Source organism: Moorella sp. E308F (assembly GCF_006538365.1).
Lineage (GTDB): Bacteria > Bacillota > DSM-521 > Neomoorellales > Neomoorellaceae > Neomoorella.
Window position 1 is genome coordinate 693,497 of sequence record NZ_BJKN01000001.1, and the last position, 19,837, is coordinate 713,333.

21 protein-coding genes and 1 tRNA gene are annotated in these 19,837 nt (G+C 53.7%); 4 read left to right on the forward strand and 18 right to left on the reverse strand.

The window, feature by feature from the left end; all coding sequences use genetic code 11:
* Position 1: 1 nt before the first annotated feature.
* From E308F_RS15705 to selA, 8 genes are all read right to left on the reverse strand, one after another.
* A tRNA-Sec gene (locus E308F_RS15705) sits at positions 2 to 101 on the reverse strand.
* Positions 102 to 157: 56 nt separating this feature from the next.
* Positions 158 to 865, reverse strand: coding sequence for an ABC transporter ATP-binding protein (locus E308F_RS03425; protein ID WP_141264083.1), 708 nt, complete (start codon positions 863 to 865; stop codon positions 158 to 160).
* Positions 840 to 1,634, reverse strand: a complete 795-nt coding sequence (locus E308F_RS03430) for an ABC transporter ATP-binding protein (protein WP_141263555.1) — start codon at positions 1,632 to 1,634, stop codon at positions 840 to 842. Before E308F_RS03430 ends, E308F_RS03425 begins: the two co-directional genes overlap by 26 nt.
* The gene (locus E308F_RS03435) at positions 1,615 to 2,577 is read right to left on the reverse strand and encodes a branched-chain amino acid ABC transporter permease (protein WP_277997548.1); all 963 of its coding nucleotides are present in this window, start codon (positions 2,575 to 2,577) and stop codon (positions 1,615 to 1,617) included. Before E308F_RS03435 ends, E308F_RS03430 begins: the two co-directional genes overlap by 20 nt.
* Positions 2,578 to 3,471, reverse strand: coding sequence for a branched-chain amino acid ABC transporter permease (locus E308F_RS03440; RefSeq protein WP_172613479.1), 894 nt, complete (start codon positions 3,469 to 3,471; stop codon positions 2,578 to 2,580).
* 93 nt (positions 3,472 to 3,564) lie between these two features.
* The gene (locus E308F_RS03445) at positions 3,565 to 4,764 is read right to left on the reverse strand and encodes an ABC transporter substrate-binding protein (protein ID WP_141263558.1); all 1,200 of its coding nucleotides are present in this window, start codon (positions 4,762 to 4,764) and stop codon (positions 3,565 to 3,567) included.
* Between the two features lie 77 nt (positions 4,765 to 4,841).
* The gene (gene selB, locus E308F_RS03450) at positions 4,842 to 6,746 is read right to left on the reverse strand and encodes a selenocysteine-specific translation elongation factor (RefSeq protein ID WP_141264084.1); all 1,905 of its coding nucleotides are present in this window, start codon (positions 6,744 to 6,746) and stop codon (positions 4,842 to 4,844) included.
* 257 nt (positions 6,747 to 7,003) lie between these two features.
* Positions 7,004 to 8,422, reverse strand: a complete 1,419-nt coding sequence (gene selA / locus E308F_RS03455) for an L-seryl-tRNA(Sec) selenium transferase (RefSeq protein WP_141264085.1) — start codon at positions 8,420 to 8,422, stop codon at positions 7,004 to 7,006.
* Between the two features lie 212 nt (positions 8,423 to 8,634).
* On the opposite strand from selA, the gene E308F_RS03460 reads away from it, so the two are divergent.
* The gene (locus E308F_RS03460; RefSeq protein WP_141263559.1) at positions 8,635 to 9,051 is read left to right on the forward strand and encodes an Hsp20/alpha crystallin family protein; all 417 of its coding nucleotides are present in this window, start codon (positions 8,635 to 8,637) and stop codon (positions 9,049 to 9,051) included.
* Here E308F_RS03460 and E308F_RS03465 read toward each other — a convergent pair.
* Positions 9,048 to 10,070, reverse strand: coding sequence for a GerMN domain-containing protein (locus tag E308F_RS03465; RefSeq protein ID WP_141263560.1), 1,023 nt, complete (start codon positions 10,068 to 10,070; stop codon positions 9,048 to 9,050). The two genes, E308F_RS03460 and E308F_RS03465, sit on opposite strands and share 4 nt — an antisense overlap.
* A gap of 75 nt (positions 10,071 to 10,145) precedes the next feature.
* Complete coding sequence (locus tag E308F_RS03470) at positions 10,146 to 11,165, reverse strand: YkvI family membrane protein (protein WP_141263561.1); 1,020 nt, start codon at positions 11,163 to 11,165, stop codon at positions 10,146 to 10,148.
* A gap of 113 nt (positions 11,166 to 11,278) precedes the next feature.
* Here E308F_RS03470 and yyaC point away from each other — a divergent pair, with 113 nt between their 5' ends.
* Positions 11,279 to 11,908, forward strand: coding sequence for a spore protease YyaC (gene yyaC / locus E308F_RS03475; RefSeq protein ID WP_141263562.1), 630 nt, complete (start codon positions 11,279 to 11,281; stop codon positions 11,906 to 11,908).
* Between the two features lie 2 nt (positions 11,909 to 11,910).
* Here the strand turns inward: yyaC and E308F_RS03480 are convergent, their stop codons facing one another.
* The 4 genes from E308F_RS03480 to E308F_RS03495 form a co-directional block, all read right to left on the reverse strand.
* Positions 11,911 to 12,552, reverse strand: coding sequence for a phosphoribosyltransferase (locus tag E308F_RS03480; protein ID WP_141263563.1), 642 nt, complete (start codon positions 12,550 to 12,552; stop codon positions 11,911 to 11,913).
* A 134-nt stretch (positions 12,553 to 12,686) separates the two neighbouring features.
* Complete coding sequence (locus E308F_RS03485; protein WP_172613478.1) at positions 12,687 to 13,055, reverse strand: bactofilin family protein; 369 nt, start codon at positions 13,053 to 13,055, stop codon at positions 12,687 to 12,689.
* Positions 13,027 to 13,953: a M23 family metallopeptidase gene (locus E308F_RS03490; RefSeq protein ID WP_141263565.1), complete on the reverse strand. Its 927-nt coding sequence runs from the start codon at positions 13,951 to 13,953 to the stop codon at positions 13,027 to 13,029. Before E308F_RS03490 ends, E308F_RS03485 begins: the two co-directional genes overlap by 29 nt.
* A gap of 12 nt (positions 13,954 to 13,965) precedes the next feature.
* A complete protein-coding gene (locus tag E308F_RS03495; RefSeq protein WP_141263566.1) occupies positions 13,966 to 14,484 on the reverse strand; it encodes a DUF4446 family protein in 519 nt (172 codons plus the stop codon).
* A 200-nt stretch (positions 14,485 to 14,684) separates the two neighbouring features.
* Here E308F_RS03495 and larE point away from each other — a divergent pair, with 200 nt between their 5' ends.
* The gene (gene larE / locus E308F_RS03500; protein ID WP_141263567.1) at positions 14,685 to 15,527 is read left to right on the forward strand and encodes an ATP-dependent sacrificial sulfur transferase LarE; all 843 of its coding nucleotides are present in this window, start codon (positions 14,685 to 14,687) and stop codon (positions 15,525 to 15,527) included.
* A gap of 15 nt (positions 15,528 to 15,542) precedes the next feature.
* Positions 15,543 to 16,733, forward strand: a complete 1,191-nt coding sequence (gene larC, locus E308F_RS03505) for a nickel pincer cofactor biosynthesis protein LarC (RefSeq protein WP_141263568.1) — start codon at positions 15,543 to 15,545, stop codon at positions 16,731 to 16,733.
* A 48-nt stretch (positions 16,734 to 16,781) separates the two neighbouring features.
* Here the strand turns inward: larC and E308F_RS03510 are convergent, their stop codons facing one another.
* The 4 genes from E308F_RS03510 to E308F_RS03525 form a co-directional block, all read right to left on the reverse strand.
* Positions 16,782 to 17,471, reverse strand: coding sequence for a DUF554 domain-containing protein (locus E308F_RS03510; protein WP_253256425.1), 690 nt, complete (start codon positions 17,469 to 17,471; stop codon positions 16,782 to 16,784).
* Between the two features lie 33 nt (positions 17,472 to 17,504).
* A complete protein-coding gene (locus tag E308F_RS03515) occupies positions 17,505 to 18,059 on the reverse strand; it encodes a pyruvate kinase alpha/beta domain-containing protein (RefSeq protein WP_141263570.1) in 555 nt (184 codons plus the stop codon).
* A 129-nt stretch (positions 18,060 to 18,188) separates the two neighbouring features.
* The gene (locus E308F_RS03520) at positions 18,189 to 19,073 is read right to left on the reverse strand and encodes a ParB/RepB/Spo0J family partition protein (protein WP_141263571.1); all 885 of its coding nucleotides are present in this window, start codon (positions 19,071 to 19,073) and stop codon (positions 18,189 to 18,191) included.
* Positions 19,066 to 19,827 carry a ParA family protein gene (locus E308F_RS03525; protein WP_141263572.1) on the reverse strand — a complete coding sequence of 254 codons (762 nt, stop codon included), beginning with the start codon at positions 19,825 to 19,827 and terminating at the stop codon, positions 19,066 to 19,068. The genes E308F_RS03520 and E308F_RS03525 overlap by 8 nt, the downstream gene beginning before the upstream one ends.
* Positions 19,828 to 19,837 lie beyond the last annotated feature (10 nt).

Below are 19,837 nucleotides of genomic sequence, written 5' to 3' on the forward strand. Positions count from 1 at the left end.
CTGGCGGGAGTGTGTGGGAATCGAACCCACCGCGCCCGGGCCTCACCCGCGCGCCGGCTGGATTTGAAGTCCAGGCAGGCCACCAGGCCCGATCCACTCCCACGCTATTATACGACCGCCGGCTGGCTAAGTCAAGCAACCTGCATGGCATGCAAATTTAGCCGCCCAGGTAGGCCTTTTTGACGGCTTCACTGCTGGCCAGATCGGCGGCGTTGCCTGTCAGGGTTATCCGTCCCGTCTCTAAAACATAACCGCGGTGGGCCACGCTCAAGGCTATGTTGGCGTTCTGCTCTACCAGTAAAATCGTCGTTCCCTGCTCGTTAATCTCCCTGATGATATTAAAGATTTCCTGCACCAGGATAGGTGCCAGGCCCATGGACGGCTCATCCAGTAGCATAAGTTTTGGCCTGGACATCAGCGCCCGGCCGATGGCCAGCATCTGCTGTTCACCGCCGCTTAAGGTACCGGCCAATTGTTTCTGGCGTTCCTTGAGACGGGGAAAGCGCCGGAAAACTTCCTGTATACTTTTATTTATTCCTTCCCGGTCCCGGTGCAGGTAGGCACCTAGCTCCAAATTTTCCCTTACTGTGAGATTGGGGAAAATCCTCCGGCCTTCCGGCACCTGGGAAATGCCCATCTTTACTATGGCCTGGGCCGGCAAGCCGTTAATATTCTGGCCCTGGTAGGTAATGGTACCGCTCTGGGGCCGTAAAAGACCAGAAATTGTTTTCAAGGTAGTACTTTTACCGGCACCATTAGCCCCGATCAGGGTTACAATTTCGCCTTCATTTACTTCCAGGGAAATACCCTTCAGGGCATGGATGGCGCCGTAATAGACATTAAGATTTTCCACCTTGAGGAGCAACACCGTTCACCTCCCGTCCCAGGTAAGCTTCAATAACCCGCTCGTTGTTGCGAATGGCCTCCGGCGGTCCCTCGGCAATAACCTGGCCGTAATCCAAGACATAGATGCGCTCACAAATACCCATCACCAGGGACATGTCGTGCTCGATTAATAAAATCGTCAGGTCAAACTCCTGTCGTATCCAGTTGATCAAAGTCATTAATCCCTTTGTTTCCTGAGGGTTCATCCCGGCTGCCGGCTCGTCGAGCAAAAGGAGTTTAGGGCGTGCCGCCAGGGCGCGGGCAATCTCCAGCCGGCGCTGCTCGCCGTAAGGCAGATTTTTGGCTTTTTCATTTTGATAGGGTTCCAGTTTAAATATCCGCAGCAGTTCCTGGCTCCGTGCCAGTACCTCCGCCTCGCCCCGGTGATAGGAAGGCAGGCGTAGAATGGCGTCAAGTACGCCATAACGGCTGTGCCAGTGGTAAGCTATCCGGATATTGTCAAGGACACTCAGATTGCCGAAAAGGCGGATATTCTGGAAAGTTCTGGCAATCCCTTGCTGGGTAATTTGATAGGGTTTCAGTCCTACCAGACTGCGGCCGTTAAAAATAATCTCTCCCCTGGTGGGGCGGTAAACACCGGTCAGCAGGTTGAAAATCGTCGTTTTTCCCGCTCCGTTGGGGCCGATCAGGCCTACCAGTTCTCCCTGCTGTAAACGCAGGTTCACATTGGCTACCGCCATCAGGCCGCCAAAGGAAATTGTCAATTCCTTAGTTTCCAGCAGAGCCACTGGCTTCACCTCGTTTCGGCACCCAGCGGTCCAGGGTAAGTTCCTTGTTACCCATTAAACCCTGGGGGCGGAAAACCATGATGACAATCAATAGTACGGCGTAGATAACCATCCTTAAAACGGCCAGGTCCTGGAGGGCGGCGTTAATAAGGGTGATGGCTGCCGCAGCAATGATGGAGCCGGTGACGCTTCCCAGACCGCCAAAAACTACCATGACCAGAATGTCAAAGGAACGGAAAAAGGTAAAAGTGGTCGGCTGGATGAGGTAAAAATAATGGGCATAAAGGGCCCCAGCAATCCCGGCAAAAAAGGCGCCTATGGCAAAGGCCAGGACTTTATAGTAAGTGGTGTTGATGCCCATGGTTTCGGCGGCAATCTCATTTTCCCGGATAGCCACACAGGCCCGCCCGTGGGTAGAATTAAGGAAATTGACAATAACCAGGATGGTCAGGACCATCATCAGGTAAAGCCAGGTCCAATTGGTCAATTGGGGAATACCAATCATCCCGGCGGCGCCGCCGATATAGTTAATATTGTTGGCTGCTCCCCGGATAATTTCTCCAAACCCCAGAGTGGCGATAGCCAGGTAATCTCCCCGCAAGCGCAAGGTGGGCAACCCGATGATAATCCCGGCAACGGCCGCCGCGCAGGCTCCGGCCAGGATAGCCACCGGAAAAGGCTGGCCCAAGTTGGTAGTCAGAATAGCGGACACATAGGCACCCACGGCCATAAAGCCTGCATGGCCAAGGGCCAACTGGCCGGTAAAGCCCACAATGAGATTAAGGCTGACTGCCAGGATAATATTGATCCCCATCATCATTAAATTAATCTCCTGGAAGGCACTGATTACACCCGCTGCTTGCAGCCAGTATACCAAAAAATAAATTAGGATTGCGCCGGCCAGGGAGATTAGATTTTTTTTGCTAAATCGCACCTGTTTCACCTACACCTTTTCAGTATTGTTCTTTCCCAGCAGGCCGGACGGCTTGACCAGCAGGATTAAGATAAGGAGGAGAAACACAATGGGGTCCCGTAATTTACTGCTCCAGTAACCGCTGACCATGGTTTCAAAAATACCCAGGGCAAAGCCCCCCACCATGGCGCCGGGAATCAGGCCGATGCCGCCAATAACCGCCGCCACGAAGGCCTTTAAACCGGGCATAATACCCATTAAGGGCTGAATGGTGTTGTAATAGAGCCCCAGCAGGACCCCGGCCACGGCCGCAAAGGTCGACCCTATGGCGAAGGTCAGGGAAATAGTGTTATCAACATTAATTCCCATGAGCCTGGCAGCATCCGGGTCGTAGGAGACGGCCCGCATGGCTTTACCGGCCCAGGTATAATGGACAATATACTGCAATATGACCATCATTGCGATTGTAATGGCTAGAATTAAAAGCTGCAGGGTGGTGGCTGTCAGTTTTATGCCAAATATCGCCAAAGGCAGTTGGGCGCTGGTGATCAGCCCCGCCGGATAGGAACGAATTTCGGTTCCCAGGACCATCAGGCCCCCGTTCTCCAGAAATAGGGACACGCCGATTGCTGTAATCAAGGGTGCCAGGCGGCCAGCGTTACGTAAAGGTCTATAGGCGACCCGCTCAATGAGAACCCCCAGGATAGCAGTACCGATCATGGAAATGATAAAGGCCAGCCAGATATTTAATTTGAGATAAACTACCACAAAAAAGGCAATATAAGCGCCCACCATTAAAATGTCGCCATGGGCAAAATTAATCAACTGGATGATACCATAAACCATGGTATAGCCCAAGGCAATGAGGGCATAGATGCTGCCCAGGGACAGCCCGTTGATTATCTGCTGGAGAAATACGGCCATGCTGCCAACTCCCAACTCTGCCCTAAAATAAACTCCAATGAGGGGGTTAGAACCCCCCCATTGGTTGGTCTGGCACCTTTTTAGGCCAGGATTTTAATGGGTAATCTTTTTCTTTAGCGTTTGCTTGCCGTCTACCATGGCAATAATGGCTACATCTTTAACCGGGTTGTGGTTTTCATCAATGGTAATCTTACTGGTAATGCCGTCAAAATTCTTCGTACTGGCCAGGGCATTGCGGATGGCCTCCGGATCGGCCGACCCGGCCCGATTGATAGCATCGGCCAGCAGGTAAGCTGTATCATAAGCGAGGGCAGCAAAGGCGTCCGGTTCCCTGTTGTATTTGGCCTTAAAAGCTTTAATAAAGGCCTGAAGTCGCGGGTTGGGATCACTGGCAGCGTAATGGTTGGTAAAGTAAGTATTATTCAGGTTCGCTGCCCCGCCGGCGTACTCAGCCAGTTTGGGAGAATCCCACCCGTCAGCACCCAGCATGGGAACCTTTATTTCCAGTTCCCGCGCCTGGTTAACAATCTTGCCCACGTCACCGTAATAGGCCGGAACATAAATCAGGTCGACACCGGCATCCTTAATCCTGGTAAGGGCGGGACGGAAATCCTGATCGCCGGAATTAAAGCTCTCTTCCGCCACAACCTGGCCGCCGTTTTTAACGAATTCCTCTTTAAATACCTTATATAAACCCTTGCTGTACTCATCAGAGTTGCTGTAAATAATGGCAGCCTTTTTAGCTCCAAGATCTTTGATGGCGAATTCCGCGCCCACAATGGCCTGGGTGGGATCGATAAAGCAGACACGGAACACGTAGTCGCGCACTTTCTTGGTCTGGGGATCGACAGTTACATCTGGATTCGTCGCTGAGGGACTAATAATAGGTACTTTATATTTAGTAGCCATGGTCGCCGCCGCCATGGTGGCACCGGAAGTAGCCGGGCCCAGGAGGGCGACGACTTTATTCTCCGTAATCAATTTCGCAGCCGCACTCATGGCTTCTTCTCTTTTACCGCCATTGTCCAGCACGATAGGGTTGAACTTCTTGCCACCCAGGACACCGCCGTTCTGGTTGATTTCTTCAAAGGCCAGCAGGATGGCGTCCTTAGAATTAGTACCATAAGTAGCTACATCGCCTGAGAGTTCATAGTTGACGCCGATATTAATGGTATCGCCGCCGGAAGCCCCCTGTTTTTCCGCCCCTGATTTTTGCTGGCCGCAACCGGCGATTATTGCCGCTGCCAAGAGCAAGGCCACGGTAAACAGGGCAACTTTTTTAATCCTCCCCACTTTAAAGGACCTCCTCCAATTTTTTTGCCGTTGACAGGCACATTTGAATTTATTATAAACCTGCCTTTGAATAACTGTCAATTGGCAATAACCATTCGCCTGTCCCCCTGACGCCGGGTAAGTTTTATCCGGTCCAGGTACTCTAAAAAGGGCAGTACATATTTGCGGGAGCTGCCCAGGGCGTCCCTTACTTCAGCCAGGCCGAAGGGGCCGGCGAGGCTTAATTTTTTCACTACCGCCACGGCCTCTTCAAAGGCCTCCCGGTGCCAGTAAAATTCGTCGTTGATTTTAACCAAAACTCCTTCCCGCGTCAGGTAGTGAAGGAGCTCTTCCAGCTCTGCCGGGGCCAGGTTATAAGCAGCTGCTACTTCATTAAAACCCGGCGGCTGCCAGCGAGCCGACCGATAACACTCTGCCAGGGCCTGTAAAAGTTCTCTTTGCCGGGGGCTAATCTCGGGCTTAAAATCAGACAGGGCCACGTTACTTGCCGTCAGCTGAATACGGCCTTCCTGGGACCATCGTTCCAGCAAGGCTTGAAAAACCCGCGCCGGCAGGTGGGAGAAATAACGGGAACGCAATTCTTCCCTCCCCAGGCCGGGGCGCAGGGGATACTGGCGGTGAAAATCAGCCAGGGCCCGTACCGCCGCCTGCCACCACGCAGTCATGCGCTCATTGTTTACTGCGTACAGGTCGTTATCAGCAGCAAGCAAGGTGAGCTGTCCCGCAGCAGCCATTTCATGCAACAATTTCCTGGTTTCTTGCGGCGTTAAAGCCGCCCTGGCTGCCGCTTCCTGCCAGTCCAGGCCATCCCGGTGCTCCTGGACAACCTGCGCCAGGATTTCTTGGGGCGAACCTTCCAGGCGTTTCTCTAAGGAAGCCAGGACGGATGGCTCAAAGCGGCGATGCCGGGGGGGCGCCGGGTCAATGATCAGCCCGCCGCCAATGGTTTGCATAGGCGAATAGCTGCGCAAGATAAAGCGATCGGCCCGCGTAGCCACCACCGGCTCCTCCATGAGCAGCTGGACAAAGGCCTTTTCCCCGCCCTTTAATTCGTTTCGATCAAGGAGGATAATTCTCCCTAAAACCTCGGCCGTGCCCAGGTAAAAACGGATGCGGCTGCGGTTGGCCAGGGTACGGGCGCCTGCCAGAAGCTTAAAACTGGCATCCAGGCGATAGGTTGGACGTAAAAAGCCTGGAGTTAGAAGGGAGCTGCCCCGGCTAACGGCTTCCTTTTCTATGCCGGCTAAATTTACGGCTACTCGCTGGCCGGCCAGGGCTTCTTTAACATTCTTACCATGAACCTGGAGATTGCGGACCTTAGTTTTTATACCTTCCGGCTGGACCTCCAGATCGTCTCCTACGCGGATGGTTCCCGACCAGAGGGTGCCGGTAACTACTGTGCCAAAACCGGTAATGGAAAAAACCCGATCGATGGGGAGCCTTACCCTTCCTTGTGCCGGCCGGGTTGGCGTTGCTGCCGCCAGGGCATCCAGCCGGGCCAGGAGCTCTGGTATCCCTTCGCCGGTCAGAGCGGACACAGGGATGATGGGGGCCTCAGCCAGCACCGTCCCCTGAACGACCTGGCGCACTTCTTCCCGGACCAGTTCCAGCCACTCGGCATCCACCAGGTCGATTTTCGTAACCACGATGATACCCTGCTTGATCTGCAGCAGGTCAATAATGGCCAGGTGTTCCCTGGTCTGGGGCATCACCCCTTCGTCGGCCGCCACCACCAGCATGACCAGGTCCATACCGCCGACACCGGCCAGCATCTGGCGAATAAAGCGTTCATGGCCGGGTACATCCACCAGGCCTAACTGGCGCCCGCTGGGTAAAGTCAGGGGAGCAAACCCCAGCTCAATGGATATGCCGCGTTCCTTTTCTTCTTTGAGCCGGTCTGTATCAACGCCGGTTAAGGCCTTGACCAGTACCGTCTTGCCGTGGTCGACATGACCGGCTGTCCCGACAATAATATATTCCACCAAACATACGCTCCTCCAAAGGGATCTACAAAATTAGGCGATTATTAGCTGGCTCGTGGTTCTCGGCTAGCAAACTTGACGCTCAGCCTTGCTCGGCGGCGGGGGTGGCGGAGCGTGATACTTCTCGTTCCTAAAGCTGCGTTACGATACCCCTCCCGTTCACCGCCGCCTCTCTTCGGCTTCGCTGAGTTTGCTATCGCCTCGAACCAAGTCGCCTTCCGCCTGTACCCTCCAGCGCATAGCTCTGGCCCACTTTTTCAGGTTTCCCCGGTGGGGTCGTTAATCCCATCGAGGGCCTCTACCAGGGCGCGAGCCAGTTCTTCACTTTCACCGGGCAGGAGGGTGCGGACGTCGAGGATTAAGGTATCTTCCTGAACCCGCACCAGGACCGGGGGCTCAATTTGCCGCAGGCGCCTGGCCAGTTCTTCTACCGTAACCTGGGCCGGCGCAACGGTTACGCCCCAGGACGGCAGTTCGGTTAACGGCAGGGAACCGCCTCCGGCCTGGGAGGTGATTGCTTTTATGCCTACCCGCGCCCGGGAACCCAGCACTTCCGCCAGCAAGGCCTGCAGCTGTTCCGCCCGGCGCCGCAAGTCCTCCGGCCGGGCTACCAGGGCAGCCAGGGTAGGGATCTCCCGGACGGCCCGGTCCGGGTTGCGATAAGCCCGCAAGGTTGCCTCAAGGGCAGCCAGAGTCATTTTATCAACCCGCAGGGCGCGAGTTAAAGGATGGCGGGCAATAGTGGCCACCAGCTCCCGCCGACCCAGGATAATCCCGGCCTGGGGCCCGCCCAGCAATTTATCCCCGCTGAAGGTTAAGAGGTCTACCCCCTGTTTAATTTCGGCCTGAACATTCGGTTCGCCGGTAATACCGTAGTTCTCCAAGTCCACCAGAAAACCGCTGCCCAGGTCCTCCATGACGGGTACCTGCCGGCGCCGACCCAGGTCAACCAGTTCGGCCGTAGTCACTTCATGGGTAAAACCCTGGATGCGATAATTACTGGGGTGAACCTTGAGAAGCAGAGCTGTATCCGGTCCCATGGCCGCTTCATAGTCCTGCAGGTAGGTTTTATTGGTAGTACCTACTTCCACCAGCCTGGTACCGCTCTGGGCCATAACATCCGGTACCCGGAAGGAACCGCCGATTTCCACCAGCTGACCCCGGGAAATAATGGTCTCCTTGCCGGCAGCCAGGGCGGCCAGGCTTAAATATACGGCAGCAGCGTTGTTGTTAACCACCAGGGCTGCTTCGGCACCGGTCAACTCCTTGAGCAAACCGGCCACATGTTCATAACGATTACCACGTTGTCCCGACTCCAAGTTAAATTCCAGATTGGTATAGCGCCGGGCCGCCATCAGGGCTGCTTCCGCTGCCGCTTGGCTTAAAACAGCTCGGCCCAGGTTGGTGTGTAAAACCACCCCGGTAGCATTAATGACCGCCCGCAAGCTGCTACGGCTGCTGGCTTCGTACCTTTTCTTTATTTCCCGCGCCAATTCTTCCAGACCAGGCGGCTCAATTCCTGCGGTCAGTACTCTCTCCCGCCAGCTGGTCAGGACCTGGCGAGTACAGGCAACCACCAGGTTATGGTCCGTTTGGGATAATTCACGGAGCAGCGGGTGCCGCAGGATCTGGTCTACTGCCGGTAATTGCCGCAAAAGGCTTTGGGGCTGTTCCATGGTTACTTGCTGCAATCCTCCAAACGCAATGTAAGAAAACTGCGCTCTTACAAAAACAAACTAAGGTTATTATAACCATAAGCTAAAAATGTGGAACCGGTACAGCGTACCAGTTCCGCATAAAGTTTTCCCACTTTCCCACGCCGGGTTATAAACTCCGGCTGCTGGTTAGAAAATATAGCTTAAGAAGACTTGCCAAAGGAGGTTTTTCCATGAGTATTGGTCCATGGCGCCCCTGGCGCGAACTGGCCGATATCCGCGAGGCCTTGTTCCGTAACTTCATGCCCGGCTTCTGGGAAATCGGCCCCCGCTTTGACATTTACCAGACCGAAAGGGAAGTGGTAGCCACAGTAGAATTACCGGGCCTGACTTCCAGGGACGATGTAGAAATCACCGCCACCGAGGATACCCTTGCCATTCGGGGTGAAATTCGCCGCAGCGAAGAAACAGGGGAACAGGATTATCACCGCGCCGAGCGCTTTTACGGTACCTTTGCCCGGACCGTCAGCCTGCCGGCCAAGGTAGAACCGGAAAAAGCGACGGCGACTTATAAAAACGGTATCCTGGAGGTCCGCCTGCCCAAGGCGGAAAACCAGCGGCAGCGGCGTATCCCCATCAATCTCCACTAGTATTTAAGAAAATTTAACTGCTCCGGCCGGGACAGGGGTTTGTCAATAGCTGAGCCCTCGGGTAAATATTCACGTTTCTGCCCCTCAATCAACAGCTGCACCCTGTCAATCTCCGGGAACTGGGTTAAGGTAAAAAGGAGGGAATCAAGGAGGGCTGTTTCGGCCGACGTACCCCCGCCATAGCCTGTTACTTCGCGACTGAAATTTACAGTGGCCAACCCGTGCTCAATCTTCAGATCCAGGAGCCTGGTCCCGGGCCAGATGGTCCGTACCAGGTTGCTGTCCGGCGGCGGCCCTGCCAGCAGGGCCAGCACAGCCGCCCGGGGCAGATCGTTTCCCGCAGCTCCGGGCGGCAGCGCCACTGTAACCGGCACCAGAAATCTGGCGCTGGCATCATTAAAATAGACCTGAACGCCCTGCTGGTTATCTTTTTTTAAGAGGCTGTTAATTGTTGCCGGCCGAGCAAGAGGTGTATCAAGCTTTACCCCGCCAACCTCCGGTACAGTCTGCCCCTCGATCAGAACCTGCACGTAGCGAGCATTATCCAGACTGGTCAAAGTTAAAACCAGGGCTTTAATAGCCCTTTCTGCCTGTCCATTATCCTCCATCTGCAAAAATTCTTTTGTTAAATCTACATATACCGTCTGCTGGTCATCTAAAATATAAATATCCCGTAGCTTTACGCCATCGGGCATTACTTCTTTTAAACCATCCACCTGGGGACCGGCGAGGAGTTTTTCCACCGCTACTTTAGCTACTTCGCGAGTGGGGGTAAAGGTAATCGTAACTGGTACCAGATAAGAACCATCCTGGGTCAGGTAATACACCAAAACCTGGCTCAATTCTCTATCAACTAATAATGGACGTCTTCCTTTGGCAGTTTTGCCGGGCAAATCCTGGATAGCAGGTTTGGGTTTGTTGAAACAACCACTGTTAAGCACAGCTAGCACCAGTAGCAATAATACCAGTACTGTGCGCGACCACCCCCAGCTCCAGTTTCCTGGGTGGTCTGCCTTCATAATCATTCACTCCCTCCAGGGGTTTTTAGAGATTTTTTCTACAAACAAAAGCTAAAATCCTGCCTGTCCTGAATTTTACAGACGACATACCAAGGCAAGGAGCAGCAAAAACAGGCCTATGTAACCGAAAAAAGGGTAAATCCAGCTCACCAGGTTGATAAAACCACAGGTGGCCACCGGTAAAGCAAGGATAAGCATTAGCAACGCTGCTCGCCAGGTTGGAAGGGCGGGAATTTGACCCAACCTTGTCGCCAGTCCGTAAAGATTACTCGCCGCCGTCGTCACTACTGCCAACCAGAGGGCCAGGGCATAAAGGTGAACCAGCCCGGGTTGCAGGCCGGACACCAGGTACAACAAGGGCAGTTCTGCCTGCAGGCCCGCAGGACTCAAGCCTCTTAGGGCTTTCACCAGTAAGTACGCCAGGCCTCCTAAAAAAAGCCCGCCCACGCCCGCCCCCAGGACCCCCTTGCGGGAAGCCGGCAGAGAGGTTAGTAAAACCGCAACTCCTGCCATATTATATGTAACGTAAAGGCAAGCGTTGAGGATCCAGTTACTGCTGATGAGCCCCCCTGGTGATGCAGGTGGGGAAACATGGAATGGCCCCGGCTGGGAGAAAACGGCAATTAAAGCGGCTACAATTATAATTACCATCATAACCGGTACCATAAGGGCATTTAAAAGCAAGAAACCGTGGCCCTTGCCCAAGCTGGCCAGGAAAGCCAGGACGCCACAGGCGATGATTCCGGTGAGGGGTGCGAGGCCAAAATGCTCTTTGACTACGGCCCCGGACCCGGCCAGCATAATAGCCAGACCGCCGAACAGAAAGGCACCAGTGACCATATCAGCCGGTTTTTCCCATTTTCCGAGGAGCACTACCAGGAAATCTCGGTAAGAATTAGTACGCCATTTCAACGCCAGGCGGCGTACTTGGCTGGCAGCCAGGATTAATAGCGTCCCCATTAACATTACGGCCGCCGGGGCCTCCGACCCCAGCATCACGAAAAACTGGACCAGTTCCTGGCCGGAAGCAAAACCGGCGCCGACCATAGTTCCCACGACAGCTATAGCTACTGCCAGTTCATCCTTAAGGATCACGACCACCCTTCCCGCAACCTTTGTACATTAATATGCCGGGAGGGGCGTCTAATAGTATAAAAAAGCAGAAACCGGCATATACTCTAGGCACAAGGTTTCTCAGGAGGTAAGGTATGGCTCTATTACCTTTTTTCACCTCTAATCAGCCTGAGGCAATGCCGCCTGCGAAAATTAAATATTACTACCAGGACCCCCTGGCGGTGGAAAAATTAAGCCAGATTCTGGCCAGTCACCTGCAGGAACTTAATCCCGAGGGCAAACAACCTCTTGTCGTCGTTTGCATCGGAACTGATCGTTCAACGGGTGACTGCCTGGGCCCTCTGGTGGGTACCAATCTTTTGCATATGCCCAATTTACCCTTTGCCGTATACGGAACCCTGGATGAACCAGTTCATGCCAGCAACCTGACGGAGAAACTGGCCTATATTAAGACCAACCATCCTGATCCCATAATCATCGCCGTTGATGCCTGCCTGGGACAGGCGGAAAATGTCGGTGCTATTACCCTGGCCCCGGGGGCTTTAAAACCAGGCGCCGGGGTCAATAAAAATCTCCCTGCTGTGGGAGACATTCACTTTACGGGCATCGTCAACGTCGGCGGCTACATGGAATATTTTGTCCTCCAGAATACCCGCCTGTCCATTGTCATGCGCATGGCCCAGCAAATTGCCAGCTCCATTTACCAAGGCGTGTGCCTGGTTTACAAGCATCGCAATATTGCCGTTGCCCGGGGCCTGCAGTAGAATTAAAAAGTACGTTTGTATTTCTTTAAAATATTTTTTACCTCATCGTCGGAAACCTGGCTGAAATCTTCATAGAACTGGCCAACGGCGTAAAAGGGTACCGGAGTTGCCAGGCAGATTAAATCGTCTACTAAAGACCGCAGGCGTTCCGCAGTCTCCGGCGGGGCCACCGGCACGGCCAGGACCAGCCTGGCGGGATTGGCCTGCTTAACCGACCGCAGGGCCGCCTCGGTAGTCAGGCCGGTGGCGACCCCGTCATCTACTACAATAACAACTCTTCCTGTGATTTCCGGTTCACCGGCGTGACCCCGGTAAACCTCCAGCCGCCGTTTGATTTCCGCCACTTCACCCTCGATGAAGGATTTAAGATCGGCCGGTACCAGGTTTAAAGAACGCATAACGGATTCGTTATATAAAACTGTACCATCTGGCGCCACAGCGGCTACGGCCAGTTCTGGACTGCCCGGCAAGCCCACTTTGCGGGAAATAATCAAATCCAGTTCTCCTGCCAGGGCCGCGACCATGGGCGCAGCGACTACCACCCCGCCCCTGGGTATAGCCAGCACCAGGGGTTGCCGGCCCCGGTAGTCCTGCAAGGCCCTGGCCAGCCGGCAACCGGCATCGTGGCGGTTTTTAAAGAGCATGCGGTTATAACCCCCGGAAAAAGAAGTAGTAATAGCTTTTCCCTTATTTATATGTGACTATGTATTCTCCTGGCCGGAGGCACAGCAATTCCAGGGGGGCCGGCCATACCTACCCTGGATAAGCTCATTCCAGGCTAGGCATCCGCCGGTACTGGCATCTGGCAGTGGCCCTGGAGCAAACCGCCGGGTTCGACAATTAGCCGCGCCGTCTGGACGTCGCCCTCTACTTTACCCGTCGGGGCAATTTCCAGTTGCCCTGTGGCGGCCACATCACCTTTGATGGTTCCTACCACCAGCAGGTTACGCGCCCTGACCGTGGCTACCACCTGGCCGCTTTCCCCGACCACCAGGTCACCCTCGGTACTTACCTCACCTTCAAAATCGCCGTCGATGCGGACGGCTCCTTCCGCCACCAGTTTCCCGGTTATTTTAGCTCCCTTACCAATGACCGTGTCTACCGTTGCCGCAACATTGTCATTCTTTCTCCCCAGCACTTCCGGCACCCTCTCCTCCTGTAAGATATTTTAAGGGATCCTGTAGCTGGTCATTCAGTTTCACTTGAAAGTGCAGGTGGGGACCAGTACTGCGGCCGCTGCTGCCCACCCTGGCAATAGGCTGGCCCCTCGCTACCTGTTCCCCTATTTTAACTAAGAGTTCAGAATTATGACCATACATACTGGTTAAACCATAGCCGTGATCAATAACAATAGTACGTCCGTAAATTGGCATCCAGCCCGCGAAAACTACCCGACCGTTGCCGGCAGCCTGAACCTCCGCGCCATAGGCAGCGGCAATATCAATACCGTCATGAAATTCTTCTCGCCGGCCAAAGGGGGAATCCCGGTAGCCAAAGGGGGAAGAAACCGGCCCTCGTACCGGCCAGTGAGAGGGCAGTGCTGCCAGGTAAGCCAGGTGCTGCTCCATTTCCCGGGCCAGTTCTTTTATTTTAACCTCCTGGCGAGGAGTGTCCCGGGCGACGCTGCTAAGGATTAAACGTACCTGCTTTAAAGTTTGTTCCTGTTCTCCTGGTCTTAAACGACCGCCCCGGGAAGCTACGCCGGGGCGCTCCCCGCCACCCTGGCCCAGGCCAAGCAAGGATCTTACCCGGGCGTCCAGTTCGTCGATGCCCTGAATCTTTTCCTGCAAAGCCCTGGCCTGTTCCTCCAGCTGCAGAATCTGAGCGGCCTGCCTGGCGTTGATCTGGTCAACAGCTCTAAGCTCGGCAACCCTTTTTTGCAGGTGGTATACTGCTCCTATAGCTGCAATTAAGGCTATGATAAGCAATATGGCCAGTACGACTGCGACCTGGAAAAACCACGCCGGGAGAAAAAAGCGATAAATTCTCCGCCCTTCCGGGACAAGCATCAGCGTAAAATAACGATCACGCCGGATACCCTGCAAACCCAGTTCCCCCTAACTGGCTGCCTCTCCCGGGGATAGCAGGCCCAGGGCCATGGCCAGGGCCTTTTCTTCCTCTTCGCTCAAGCGGTAAGTAGAACGCCCGCTGTGAACGGGTTTAATAAAGACACGGGTCTCGTCCCGGGCATAAAGACTGGTGAGGATAAAACCATTGGCTTCCCGGTTAAGGAGTGCCAGGGCAAAACTCAAATCACTACCCGTATCTGGAAAGGCATTAAAGCGGATCAAACCTATGCGGCTAAAACTTTTCTCCAAACCCACCTGAAGGTCGGCTACCTTTTCCTGCACCTGGTCAAGGGCCTTCTTTATCTGCCCCACGTCGTGGAAGCGCTCCAGAACGGCGGTCAGGTCGTGGCCTTCGCCGGTTTCAATCAAACGCTTGATGCGTCCCTCCAGGCGCCTAACCTCAGCATGGTTATACCAGAGAAAAAAGATAATAAAAAGTTGCAGGAGGGCCAGCCCCAGGAGGATAGGGATATTATAGGGTGCCAATAAAGAAGTCAGTACCGCCAAAGTTAAATCCTCCCTACTAAATTACAGCAAAAGATTTATTTCCACATGAAATGCCATTTTCCTGCGCGTATTTCATTTGCGCGCCTAAATTTAGTAAACCGGCAATTTTTTTCAGCACTGAAAAAGATTAAGCCAGCAGGATTTCTCTCGGCCCATGGAGAAAAATTTGATCTTAAAAAATTTAAAGCGTGGTGATTTCAATGTTACCTGATGCTTTAGCTGCCAAACTGGAACTCCTACAAAAAAATTTAACGGACATGGAAGCCGTCCTTGTGGCTTATTCCGGCGGTGTCGACAGTAGCCTTTTACTCAAGGTAGCCAGTATGACGCCGGCCAGAGTCCTGGCAGTTACGGCCGCTTCGCCCACTTATCCCCAGGTGGAAATAGACGCCGCTACCCGGCTGGCGCAGGAACTTGGGCTTCAGCATTTGGTAATAAATACCAACGAAATGGAAGATTCCGCCTTTACTGCTAACCCGCCGGAACGTTGTTATCATTGCAAAAAGGAACTTTTTGCTAAACTGCAAGAACTGGCCCGGGAATACGGCCTGAAAGTAATCGTTGATGGCGCCAATGCCGATGATAGCGGCGATTTTCGTCCTGGCAGCCGGGCGGCCAGGGAATTCGGTGTCCGCAGCCCCCTGCAGGAAGTAGGACTGACCAAAGAGGAGATCCGCCAGCTGGCCAGGCATTTAAACCTGCCCAACTGGGATAAGCCTTCAATGGCCTGCCTTTCATCCCGTATCCCCTACGGCCAGGCCATTACGCCGGAAAAACTGGAACAAGTAGCTGCTGCCGAAGCATTCTTACGCCAGCTGGGTCTAAGAGAAATCCGGGTACGTCACCACGGTGCCATTGCCCGCCTGGAAGTAAACCCAACTGCCTTTGCCCTCCTCATTGATGCTAATGTCAGGGAAAAGCTGGTTAACCGTCTCCACGAACTTGGGTTTACCTATATCACCCTGGATTTAGAAGGCTTCCGCAGCGGCAGCATGAATGCTGTTCTTAGCCCGGAGGAACGGGTAGTAAGGCACAAACATTAGAGCAGGGTGAGAAAGATGAAAGTTGCCTACTTTGATTGCTTTTCCGGTATCAGCGGTGATATGTGCCTGGGGGCCCTGCTGGCCAATGGCCTTCCCAAGGATGAACTGGTAGAGCGGTTAAAAGAGCTTGCCCTGGACGGATGGGAATTAAAGATCAGGGAGACCAGCCAGCATGGTATTGCGGCCATAGATGTAGCTGTGCAGGTGACCGGTCGCCACCCTCACCGCCACCTGAAAGATATCCTGGAGCTAATCGACAACAGCCCGCTGCCCCTGCCGGTGCGGGAAAAAGCAACAGCCGTTTTCCATAACCTAGCCCGGGCTGAGGGCCAGGTTCACGGCATCAGTCCGGAAAAAGTACACTTCCATGAAGTTGGAGCCGTCGATGCCATTATCGATATTGTAGGCACCGTCCTGGGTCTGCACCTCCTGGGTATTGAGCGGATTATATCCTCGCCCCTGCCCCTGGGCTCCGGATGGATCGAATGCCATCACGGCAAACTGCCGGTACCGGCACCGGCCACCCTTTACCTGCTCCGGGGTTATCCTGTTTACGGCACCGAAGATAAAGCTGAGCTGGTAACCCCCACCGGTGCAGCCCTCATCACCACCCTGGCCGAAACTTTCGGTCCTTTCCCGGCAATGAATTTGATCAGCGTCGGCTTTGGCGCCGGAAAGACGTCTTTAGCGCATCCCAATCTCCTGCGCCTGGCCCTGGGAGAAATCACCTCAACTCAGCTGGAGGGAGACGAGAGCAGCCTGGTCATTGAGACGACCATTGATGACATGAACCCCGAGTTTTTCCCCGCCCTCCAGGAACAGGTCCTGGCTGCCGGAGCAGTTGATGCCTACTTTACCCCGGTGCAAATGAAAAAGGGCCGGCCCGGCGTCCTCTTTACAGCCCTCTGCCCGGAAACCAACCTTGCTGCAGTGGCGGCAGCTATTTTCCGCCATTCCAGCACCCTGGGCCTGCGCTTCCGCCGCGACCAGCGCCTGGTCTGCCAGCGGCAGCAAACAGAGGTGCTAACGCCTTACGGCCCGGTAACCGTCAAGTGGGGTCGCTACAAAGATCCTGAAGGCCGGGCAATCACTAACGTAGCCCCGGAATATGAATCCTGCCGCCGGGCCGCCCTGGCCGCAGGCGTGCCGGTGAAGGAAGTCTACGCCGCCGCCCTGGCTGCCGCCCGTGCTGTAAAGATGTGGTGACCTGAACAAACCCCTTGCCTGCAGCCACAGGACAAGGGGTTTGTTTTTTTAGTGCCACCATAGTGACAGGATGGCCGCAAAGAAAATAGCCGGTAAAAGATTGCCTACATGAATTTCTTTTATCTTTAAAACGTCTAGGGCAATGGCAATAATCAGCAGACCACCGCTGGCCGTAATTTCGGTCACTACAGCCGGGGTTAGATAATTTTGCATCCAGGTTGCCATCAGGGTCAAACTGCCCTGATAAACAAGCACCGGGAGGGACGACAGGGCTACTCCCCAGCCCATGGTGGTGCTCATGCTAGCGGCCAGGATGCCGTCCAGTAAAGCTTTGGCATAGAGGGTATTGTAATTAGCGCGTAAACCTGCATCCATGGAACCTATAATGGCCATGGCACCGACACAGTAGAGAAGGCTGGCGCTTACAAAGGCTCGGGTAATCTCCCCCCTGCCGCCGCGGGAAAGGAGTGATTCAAGGCGCTTCCCTAGTCCGGCCAGGCGCCCTTCAATATCCAAAAGTTCTCCGCTAATGCCACCGGCTACCAGGCTGACAATCACCAGGACGATATTTTGGCTCTGGATGGCCATGGTCAACCCAACCAGCAATATACCCAGGCCGGTGGCCTGGGTAACTGTTGTCAGCAAGCGCTGAAAAAGACGCCGGCCAATTAGGGTTCCCAGAAGGGAACCGGCCAGGATGGCCAGGACATTAACCCACGTACCCCACAAGTTCTTCACCCCGATTTCAGGTTACGTTCGGTACCTTTTGCTTTAAAACTCCCTTGGTTTGCAAATTATCTCTTTAATTTTAGTAGCGAAAAAGTCCTGGGAATGGGCCGGACGTAAAACCAGGGCCGTATCTACACCTTCGCTGCTCCCGCCCAGGGCAATGACATCCACCCCTGCTGGTATGAGGGCGGCATCCAGGGCCATGCCGGCAACCTCGACAGCCACCTTGGTGCCCTGGCCGAAGAGGCGCAGGGTATTGGCAATAATTTCAGCTGGATAAATACCCTGGAAGGCGAAACGCACGGCACGGTCAAGGCCGGCCATCAGGTGGGTGGTGGTCAGAACTTTAATCCCCCCCTCCTCAAGGCGCCGGCGCGTGGCCGCATCCATCTCTATTTCCCCCGGTTTTTTAAAACCGGCCTGGTGGGTTACACAAACGATATTTAAATCATTATTTCCCAGGCACAGTAAGGCGCTGTAGCCCGTTGCCGAGGCAACGACAACATCCTTTAGCCCCAGCTGCCTGGCGCGTTCCAGGGCCAGTTTAATTGTACCTTCTGTATTAGTCTTTCCTTTCGCTTGCCAGTATGTTGTCATCTCTTCATCCTCCTTATCTTTGCCTCATAGGCCGGCTCCGGACATTCTCGTCCTCGACCATGCCCCCACTCTTAAACTCCACCTGAGACCGGGTCACCCTTTTTTCCAGCAGACGCCCGAGCGCAAACTTTAAAATGTTTCACGTGAAACATTATTCCTGGTTAATACGGCTATAATTCTTTCTAAGTCCTCAGTTCCAAAATAATATATTTCTATTTTACCTTTATTTTTCCCGTGAGATAGCTTAACCTTTGTGCTTAAAATGTGTTGTAGTCTATCTTCTAGCTGCTTGACTTCTAAATCAACCTTTTCGTTCTTGCGCTCCTTTTTTGTAGGTTGATCAATTGAAGCTTGCAACTTTTTAGCAATTATTTCTGTCTCCCTTACCGCCAGCCCCTCTTCTTTGATTTTTCTTGCCAGCATTAACTGTTGTTCTCTATCCTTCAAGCTCAGTATTATCCTGGCATGACCTGTTGATATTTCACTCTTCCGGAGCATTTCCTGGATTTCCTCCGGCAACTGGAACAGGCGCAGGGCATTGGCGATTACCGGTCGGCTTTTGCCTACGCGACGGGCTATTTCTTCCTGGGTAAGATTATGTTCGTTTATTAGCGCCTGGTAAGCTTCAGCTTCTTCCATAGGATTCAGATCTTCTCGCTGTAAATTCTCTATCAAAGCTATTTCGGCTGTTTCCCTGGCATCCAGGTCTTTGATGATTGCTGGTATTTCCCTTAACCCGGCGATTTTACAGGCCCGCAGGCGGCGTTCACCGGCAATGAGTTCATAACGTTCATCTCCAATAGGCTTAACAACAATGGGCTGGATAACGCCGTGACTTTTAATTGACTGTGCCAGTTCCTCTAACTTTGTGGCATCAAAATCGCGCCTTGGCTGGTGTCGCCCGGCGACAATCCGGTCCACTGCTACCCGGGTTACTTCTCCGGTCAGAACTTCGTTTTCTTCGATTGCAGGCAATAAAGCTTCCAGGCCCCGGCCCAGGCCTCTTTTAACCATTGTTCATCACCTCCAGGGCCAGTTCTTTATAGGCTTCGGCCCCGCGGGAACGAGGATCATAAAGACTTATCGGCTGGCCGTAGCTTGGCGCTTCACTTAGCCGCACATTACGTGGGATAATGCTTTTGAAGACTTTTTCGGGGAAGTGGTTTTTTACTTCATCAACTACCTGCATTGATAAATTGGTCCGTGGATCAAACATGGTCAAAACAACCCCTTCTACTTTCAAGCGGGGGTTTAAGTGACGGGTAACCAGCTGGATGGTGTTCATCAGCTGGCCCAGCCCCTCCAGGGCATAATATTCACACTGGATTGGTATTAAGACGCCTTCGGCGGCCGTCAGAGCATTGATGGTGAGCAAACCCAGGGATGGCGGGCAGTCGATAATTATGTAGTCATATTTATCTTTGACGTCCTGCAATGCTTTCTTTAATTTCTGCTCCCTGGCAATTGCTGTCACCAGTTCAACTTCAGCACCTGCCAGTTCAATGGTTGCCGGCACCAGGTCGAGATGGGGTACTCCTGTAGAAATAATGATTCCTGCTATAGGCACGCTGTTAATAATAACATCATAGATACAGTGCTCGATGTGCAGGCGATCAACACCCAGACCGCTGGTGGCGTTACCCTGGGGATCAATATCTACCAGGAGCACTTGCTTTCCTGCCTGGGCTAAAAAGGCACTTAAATTGACGGCTGTGGTAGTTTTACCAACCCCTCCCTTTTGATTGGCAATGGCCATAACCTTGCCCATGGGATTGACC

Excerpts from the sequence above, each read along its gene's own strand:
- E308F_RS03440 (WP_172613479.1), bottom strand. The coding sequence starts at position 3,471 with ATGGCCGTATTTCTCCAGCAGATAATCAACGGGCTGTCCCTGGGCAGC.
- selA (WP_141264085.1), bottom strand. The coding sequence starts at position 8,422 with ATGGAACAGCCCCAAAGCCTTTTGCGGCAATTACCGGCAGTAGACCAG.
- E308F_RS03460 (WP_141263559.1), top strand. The coding sequence starts at position 8,635 with ATGAGTATTGGTCCATGGCGCCCCTGGCGCGAACTGGCCGATATCCGC.
- E308F_RS03465 (WP_141263560.1), bottom strand. The coding sequence starts at position 10,070 with ATGAAGGCAGACCACCCAGGAAACTGGAGCTGGGGGTGGTCGCGCACA.
- yyaC (WP_141263562.1), top strand. The coding sequence starts at position 11,279 with ATGGCTCTATTACCTTTTTTCACCTCTAATCAGCCTGAGGCAATGCCG.
- E308F_RS03480 (WP_141263563.1), bottom strand. The coding sequence starts at position 12,552 with ATGCTCTTTAAAAACCGCCACGATGCCGGTTGCCGGCTGGCCAGGGCC.
- larE (WP_141263567.1), top strand. The coding sequence starts at position 14,685 with ATGTTACCTGATGCTTTAGCTGCCAAACTGGAACTCCTACAAAAAAAT.
- larC (WP_141263568.1), top strand. The coding sequence starts at position 15,543 with ATGAAAGTTGCCTACTTTGATTGCTTTTCCGGTATCAGCGGTGATATG.
- E308F_RS03515 (WP_141263570.1), bottom strand. The coding sequence starts at position 18,059 with ATGACAACATACTGGCAAGCGAAAGGAAAGACTAATACAGAAGGTACA.
- E308F_RS03520 (WP_141263571.1), bottom strand. The coding sequence starts at position 19,073 with ATGGTTAAAAGAGGCCTGGGCCGGGGCCTGGAAGCTTTATTGCCTGCA.
- E308F_RS03525 (WP_141263572.1), bottom strand. The coding sequence starts at position 19,827 with ATGGGCAAGGTTATGGCCATTGCCAATCAAAAGGGAGGGGTTGGTAAA.